The 6,547-nt window shown below is 46.8% G+C and carries 7 protein-coding genes and 3 pseudogenes; 5 read left to right on the forward strand and 5 right to left on the reverse strand.

What is annotated here, in order from left to right; genetic code table 11:
- Positions 1–9 precede the first annotated feature (9 nt).
- The 5 genes and pseudogenes from H6G00_RS04855 to H6G00_RS04880 all read left to right on the forward strand — a co-directional run bounded on the left by H6G00_RS04855 (position 10) and on the right by H6G00_RS04880 (position 4,103).
- Complete coding sequence (locus tag H6G00_RS04855) at positions 10–396, forward strand: ester cyclase (RefSeq protein WP_190795856.1); 387 nt, start codon at positions 10–12, stop codon at positions 394–396.
- A gap of 77 nt (positions 397–473) precedes the next feature.
- Positions 474–1,442, forward strand: coding sequence for a zinc-dependent alcohol dehydrogenase family protein (locus H6G00_RS04860; RefSeq protein ID WP_190795857.1), 969 nt, complete (start codon positions 474–476; stop codon positions 1,440–1,442).
- 91 nt (positions 1,443–1,533) lie between these two features.
- Positions 1,534–1,890, forward strand: a pseudogene (locus H6G00_RS04865) (SDR family NAD(P)-dependent oxidoreductase); the annotation flags it as partial.
- Between the two features lie 91 nt (positions 1,891–1,981).
- Positions 1,982–2,098: pseudogene (locus H6G00_RS04870) on the forward strand (MGMT family protein); the annotation flags it as partial.
- 301 nt (positions 2,099–2,399) lie between these two features.
- Positions 2,400–4,103: a protein adenylyltransferase SelO family protein gene (locus tag H6G00_RS04880; RefSeq protein ID WP_190795859.1), complete on the forward strand. Its 1,704-nt coding sequence runs from the start codon at positions 2,400–2,402 to the stop codon at positions 4,101–4,103.
- 175 nt (positions 4,104–4,278) lie between these two features.
- Here H6G00_RS04880 and H6G00_RS04885 read toward each other — a convergent pair whose 3' ends face one another.
- The 5 genes and pseudogenes from H6G00_RS04885 to H6G00_RS04905 form a co-directional block, all read right to left on the reverse strand.
- Complete coding sequence (locus H6G00_RS04885; protein WP_190795860.1) at positions 4,279–4,512, reverse strand: tautomerase family protein; 234 nt, start codon at positions 4,510–4,512, stop codon at positions 4,279–4,281.
- A gap of 35 nt (positions 4,513–4,547) precedes the next feature.
- Complete coding sequence (locus H6G00_RS04890) at positions 4,548–4,829, reverse strand: hypothetical protein (protein ID WP_190795861.1); 282 nt, start codon at positions 4,827–4,829, stop codon at positions 4,548–4,550.
- Positions 4,830–5,055: 226 nt separating this feature from the next.
- Positions 5,056–5,535: a VOC family protein gene (locus tag H6G00_RS04895; protein WP_190795862.1), complete on the reverse strand. Its 480-nt coding sequence runs from the start codon at positions 5,533–5,535 to the stop codon at positions 5,056–5,058.
- Between the two features lie 50 nt (positions 5,536–5,585).
- Positions 5,586–6,254 (reverse strand): annotated as a pseudogene (locus H6G00_RS35215) (enoyl-CoA hydratase/isomerase family protein).
- Between the two features lie 34 nt (positions 6,255–6,288).
- The coding region (locus tag H6G00_RS04905; RefSeq protein ID WP_190795863.1) for a DDE-type integrase/transposase/recombinase at positions 6,289–6,547 on the reverse strand (259 nt) is incomplete at its 5' end.

Consider the following 6,547-nt stretch of genomic DNA (forward strand, 5'->3'; position numbering starts at 1 on the left):
GTGGAACGGATGACGGATAAACTTGAGCAGAACAAACAGACGGTCACGGCGTTTTATGACCTGATGTTCAATCAGTGTCAGCCCGCAGAAGCCATCGAGAAATATGTCGGCGATGTGTACATCCAGCACAACCCAGCGGTGTCCGACGGGAAGCAGGCTTTCATCGAATATTTCGAGAGGATGGCGAAAGAATATCCGGGCAAGTGCGTCCAGTTTAAGCGCGTCTTCGCTGAAGGCGATTATGTAGTCTTGCATTGCTACCAACAATGTCCGGACGACAACGACTGGGCGGGCATTGACATCTTCCGCCTGGATGATAAAGGCAAGATAGTCGAGCATTGGGACGTGCTTCAGACCATCCCGGAAGCGTCAGCTAACGATAACACGATGTTCTGAAAAGTTAAGTGCTGGTAGTGTGAAGTCCGATTTGTACAACGGCACTGTTTATTCTGAATCAAGGAGAGTTGGCACAGATGAAATCTATGAAGGCAGCCGTGTTAACTGCGTTTGGTGATGCTGAGAAGTTTGAGATTCAAACGGTTCCCATACCAACACTGAAGGCGAATCAGGTGTTAGTCAGAGTTTGTGCAACCTCGATTAACCCGGTCGACTACCAAACTCGTCGTGGTGATTACAAGGAACTGGTTCGATTACCCGCCATCATTGGAGTTGATGTTTCAGGGGTGATTGAGGCAATTGGCGAAGCTGTGACTGATTTCAAGGTGGGAGATGAAGTGTATTACTCACCGAAAATTTTTGGAGAATTCGGTAGCTACGCTCAGTATCATGTAGCTGATGCAGCGATTGTTGCACTCAAGCCTGCTAATTTATCGCACATTGAAGCAGCTTCTTTTCCGCTTGCAGGCGGAACGGCTTGGGATTGTCTAGTGACTAGGGGCAATCTACAAGTTGGTGAAACAGTTCTCATCCATGCGGGTGCGGGTGGAGTGGGTTCGATCGCAGTTCAACTCGCCAAAGCGATCGGGGCATACGTTTTTGCGACGTGTAGTGCTAGAAACCGAGATTTCGTGACAGAACTAGGCGCAGATCGGGTGATTGATTACAAAAATGAAGATTACGTAGAAGTCATCCGTCAAGAAACAAATGGACTGGGTGTGGATTTAGTTCTAGATACGATCGGCGGAGAAACAATTGGGCGTAGTCTAGACATCATTCGTCCCTTCGGTAGACTCGTGAGCATTGTAGACATTGCAACTCCGCAATCGCTTCTTGAAGCATGGGGCAAGAATCTGACGATTCATTTTGTTCTTTCACCCCAGTACCGAGCAAAATTAGAGGCTTTGACAAAACTAATCGAGCGTCATCAGCTTCGCCCAGTGATTGATTCAGTATGGTTTTGGGAGCAGGTTGTTCTGGCACATCAGCGTCTAGAGCAGGGAGGAACACGGGGCAAAATTGTGCTGCAATTTATGGAAAATTAGATCGGCTTTGCGGCACTGGTCATGGCTAAACGGATCGGAGTTTGATTCTGTGCTGAAGGTCAATATTGATTGAAATAGGAGAAGCACAATGATGCTGCAAGGTAAAGTGGCGTTAGTGACTGGAAGCGCATCGGGAATTGGCAGAGCAACCGCGACCCTTGCGGTATCTGCGGAGCAGCGCGCCTTTGGTGCTGCTGGAGCAAAAGTTGTCTTCTCGGACATACGCGATGTAGAAGGTGAAGAAACTGCGGCTCTGGTTCGCGAGACTGGGGCAGAATGCTTGTTTGTGAAATCAGATGTATCGAGTGAAGCAGACGTGCAAGCCCTAGTGCAGAAAACGACCCTTGCGGTATCTGCGAAGCAGCGCGCCACCTACGGCAAACTGGATTGTGCCTTTAACAATGCTGGGATTGATCTTGTTGTTACACCGTTGCATGAACAATCAATCGAGGATTTTGACCAGATCATGTCAGTCAATGCGCGAGGGCTATTTCTCTGTATGAAATACAGAGAAATAGATGCTAACCCAGGGCGCAGGCGCGCTCGTGGTTTCTTGCCATCGCGTTATTGGGGCAAATGCAAAGTTAGTGGGATACGGCGGTGGACTCGATCGCAAGCAATGGCTTCTCAGTCACGAAAGCTCTACGTGCTGTTAGCCAACCGAGCGCCGAATAAACTTAGAACTATGGCAACTCAGGGGTTCGCTTACCTTGATTACACAACTGCGACTGATGCACTCAAACAAGCGGATGCCGTACTAGCAACCGTCATCGATCAAATTGGTGACTGTACGCTGATCCAAGAACAACAAGCTGGAGATGTAATTTCTGAGCTTGTGTGAATCGATTATCTATCACACAAATCTCAGGAAAGGCAGCCGCAACTATTAATATGTTAGCCTCTACAAAGTCCTCAATTAAACATGAATCCTTCCCGACAATATCGGCGCTAGCAACAATGTCATATCCATCTAAACCCTCTGCTGAGCCTTGTGTAACAACCTTCGATGAGTTTGTGCAATTGGCGGATTATTCTCTGATGGATACCTTAAATGCCGATCCTGATGCCACTGGAGATGGTGATGATCACCGGGCCCGCCAGGTTTTTTCTGGTCATTTCGTACCTGTGACACCCACGCCGCTTGCAGACCCAGAATATGTAGCTCATAGCCGCACTTTTTTTAAGGAACTTGGGTTGAGCGATGGACTGGCGCTTAATGAAAAATTTCGCCGTGTATTTTCTGGTGATCTCTCTGCTGCCCATGAGCCGATGCGTCAGGTGGGCTGGGCGACGGGTTATGCCCTGTCGATTTATGGCACCGAATATACCCAACAATGTCTATTTGGTACGGGTAATGGTTATGGCGATGGTCGAGCGATATCTGTATTTGAAGGAATCATCAATGGACAGCGCTGGGAAATGCAATTGAAAGGGGGTGGACCAACGCCTTATTGCCGGGGTGCCGACGGGCGCGCTGTCCTCCGGTCAAGTGTGCGTGAGTTTCTAGCGCAAGACTATATGCAATCGTTAGGTGTGCCAACATCGCGCTCTTTGATACTGTATGTTTCTAAATCTGAGACCGTTACCCGGCCTTGGTATTCTCAAGACTCCTACTCTATTGACCCTGATGTTTTGGTGGACAATCCTGTGGCCATTTCAACTCGCGTTGCACCCTCCTTTTTGCGCGTTGGTCAGCTAGAGTTATTTGCCCGCCGCACTCGCAGCAATGCTCATCCAAAAGCATTAGAAGAGTTGAGCATGATAGTTTCGCACTTAATTGAGCGAGAGTACAAAAGCGACATTAATCAAAGCCTTGGTTTTGCCGATCAATTAGTTGAGTTGGCTAAGCTATTTCGCCAGCGTCTCACTTCACTGGTGGCTAATTGGCTACGTGTTGGTTATTGCCAGGGTAATTTTAACAGTGACAACTGCGCTGCTGGAGGCTTTACCCTAGACTATGGACCCTTTGGATTTTGTGAAAAATTTGACCCTTGGTTTCAACCTTGGACTGGTGGCGGCGAGCACTTTTCATTCTTCAATCAGCCCATTGCAGCAGAAGCGAATTATTACATGTTTTGGAAAGCAGTGAGACTGCTACTTGCAGAAGATGCTGAAGCGTTAGAACAGTTCGACCAAGTGGTCCGCGGCTTTTCAGAAGCCATGCAAAAACAAATCCAAAAAATGTGGGCGGACAAACTTGGCTTGACTGAATATCACCCAAAGCTATTTGAAAAATTAATGCAGTTAATGACTGACTCAGAGGTCGATTACACCATTTTCTTCCGCGAGTTATCCCATATACCAGATGATATCTCAGCATTGAAAAAAAGCTTCTACGTTAAAACTTCACCACAACTCGATGAACAATGGCAATCTTGGCTAAAAAGCTGGCGCGACCTCGTCATTAACGACGGCAATTTGGCTGAGATATCAAAAAAGATGAAACAGACGAACCCAAAATACACATGGCGAGAGTGGTTGATTGCCCCTGCCTACCAACAAGCCATGCAGGGTGACTATACTTTAGTTAAAGAGTTGCAAGAAGTCCTTAGCTATCCATATGATGAGCAATCACAAGACGTAGAAGATAAATACTATCGTCTAAGACCTAAGGCGTTTTTTAACACGGGGGGCGTGTCGTACTATAGCTGTTCATCTTGAATAGCTGCGTGACAAGCAACTTGTATTTTGGAAGCGAGCAGCTTTGTTCTTGAGCAACTGCTGAAAGCCAGGTTTGCAATGAGTTTGAGTCCGATATGATAAAGAATTTCACATATCTCGGCTCAACCCCTAATAGCAATGCATTATTTGAATTAGAAGTCGAAGCCGTCTATTGCTATTCCAGTGGGTTATAGCCTGGCTTTTTGTAGAGCTTGTCTGGGTTGTTCAAGATTTCTGGTTTATAGACTTTCTCTACCCAATCCTCTGGGTTGATTTCTTCGATCGCTACCGAAATCGAGTCTTCGCTGCTTTCCAGAATTGACATAGCATCCTTCACGATTTGCTCGACAAACCGAACCTTCTGCTGTTCCGACCTGCCGGGATAAAGCTTGATGCTGATATGAGGCATTGTTTTTTCTCCTTCAGTGCTTTGCTGAACAAAGTTTAAAGCCATTGGGTGCGGAGGTCATTCTCATGACCAGGGGCGAGCAGACAGTCGAAACATTCGCTCAGCAAAGGTTCTAGCCTTAGAGTTGTTTTTGCCGCGTTTGCTAAACAACCGGATTCAATGCGGTCATCGAGAGCGTTTTGCCGTTTTGCCTTCTGAATCATTTCCTCCTTAAGTAGGATGAAGTGCAGGAGCCAGGAGCAAATCCTTAAACTACAAATGTATAAGTTCACCTCCCACAGAATCGATCGCTCCATGCTCACCCCCAAACCATACATCCGTTACTCCCAAACTGTAGAAGTCAAGCAATCCGACGAGGAGCGGCTATTAAATGTCAAGCTCCTAGGGCTCTTCCCAATTTTTGGTGATCGAGGTTCTTGAGGTAGCCTTAAATCTAAAATCCACATCACTCAAGTTTGCGATCGCATCCATTTTCACCAAAAGTTGGGAAGAGCCCAAAAGCTTTGACATTTATCCACTAGGATTATGATTAATGGTTTTGCTTCACGATTGAGTACGTCCTGTTCGCAAATAATTGAGGATTTGCTCGTTCTTCTCCCAATACGCAACCAGATTGCCATCCATATCTTGAAATGCAGTTACCTTTGTTCCCAAATGCGGTAGGAAATTGCTTTCCCACATTAGTTCTACGCCTTTTGCCTTCAACTCGGCATCTGCGGCAGCACTATCATCAACAAAGAACACCAGATTGCGTAAGCCAGCAATTTGCAAGTGAAATGGCGGATTTTTGCGTTCAGGCTCCAGGTTGATGGGTTCTGGGTAGTGAATCAGATCGATGTAAAGCCCGTTTTTCTCCATCAAGGCGAGTTCAATGCCTTCGATCGCAGCCGTGTGATAGTTGAGGATGAAGCCCAATTTGTCGCTGTACCAGGCGATCGCTTCATCCAGATTCATCACCGATACTGCAACATTAACAAGCTGTAGGCTCTCAATTCCTTTACTCTGGGATAGATTCTGAGTCATGGTATTTCTCCGGTTGGATTGGCAAATTCAGATTGGCATAAGGTTGAGCATTACGTTCTTTGAAGCTGCACGGCTGAGAGAATCGACAGTCCTTCTAAGCCCATATCAAACGGGAGTTCATTCACCACTCTTTGCTTGAGCTTGCGGGTAAACATCAATCGGGTGTAGCGACGGGTGTACGGGTCAAGGCGAAGCAGTTTCTCGGCTAACTCATTGGCTCTCGCCAGCAATTTTTCACGAGGATGAACTTCATTAACCATGCCGATTTGTAATGCTTCCTCAGCCGTTAGTTTCTGCATCGTCAAGAGAAAATAGTGCCCTCGTACATCCCCCATTGCTGCTGAATAGAGAATCTACACGCCGTCGGCTGGTACAACCCCACCTCCGACGGATAGATGCTGGTTATCTTGAAAGTATGCTTCCTCTGCTACCAGGATAATGTCTGCCATCAATGCATACTCGCCATGAATCGGAGCCGGACCGTTGACGGCTGAAATTACTGGAACGCTGATGTCAAGAAAATTGTAGAGAAGCTGTCGCGCTTCGGTCAGAATGGCATACCAGCCAGCAGGTTTGGTGATGTCATCAACAGTGGAAAAGTCAATGTGGCTAGTCCATTGATCGCCTGCTCCGGTGAAAATGACAACCTCGTTCTGGCGATCGCGGGCAATCTCCCCAAATGCTTCTGCAAACTCATAAGGTTCTGTTGCAAGAACTATTGAGGCACAGAGAGTTGACCTACTCTAGACTCAATTAAGCAATAAGTCCGAAAATTTGAGACAGGAATTCTACTTGTGATCGCACATCACCGCTTTTAACACCCTGAACCTGTCCTTTGGGAATCATATTCATCGCTTCGATTCCCCTCAACGTTCGTCTGGCACTGTTGAAAGTCTTGAAACCAAGCATCGGTTTGACAATGCGCTTGATGTTGCGATGGTCTTGCTCAATCCGATTATTCAAATATTTCACCTGTCTCAGGTTGGTTTGGGCTGCCAGCATTTGTTCACTT

This window comes from Leptolyngbya sp. FACHB-541, assembly GCF_014695875.1.
In the GTDB taxonomy this organism is placed as follows: domain Bacteria; phylum Cyanobacteriota; class Cyanobacteriia; order Elainellales; family Elainellaceae; genus JAAUTN01.

Excerpts from the sequence above, each read along its gene's own strand:
- H6G00_RS04855 (WP_190795856.1), top strand. The coding sequence starts at position 10 with ATGACGGATAAACTTGAGCAGAACAAACAGACGGTCACGGCGTTTTAT.
- H6G00_RS04860 (WP_190795857.1), top strand. The coding sequence starts at position 474 with ATGAAATCTATGAAGGCAGCCGTGTTAACTGCGTTTGGTGATGCTGAG.
- H6G00_RS04880 (WP_190795859.1), top strand. The coding sequence starts at position 2,400 with ATGTCATATCCATCTAAACCCTCTGCTGAGCCTTGTGTAACAACCTTC.
- H6G00_RS04885 (WP_190795860.1), bottom strand. The coding sequence starts at position 4,512 with ATGCCTCATATCAGCATCAAGCTTTATCCCGGCAGGTCGGAACAGCAG.
- H6G00_RS04890 (WP_190795861.1), bottom strand. The coding sequence starts at position 4,829 with ATGTATGGTTTGGGGGTGAGCATGGAGCGATCGATTCTGTGGGAGGTG.
- H6G00_RS04895 (WP_190795862.1), bottom strand. The coding sequence starts at position 5,535 with ATGACTCAGAATCTATCCCAGAGTAAAGGAATTGAGAGCCTACAGCTT.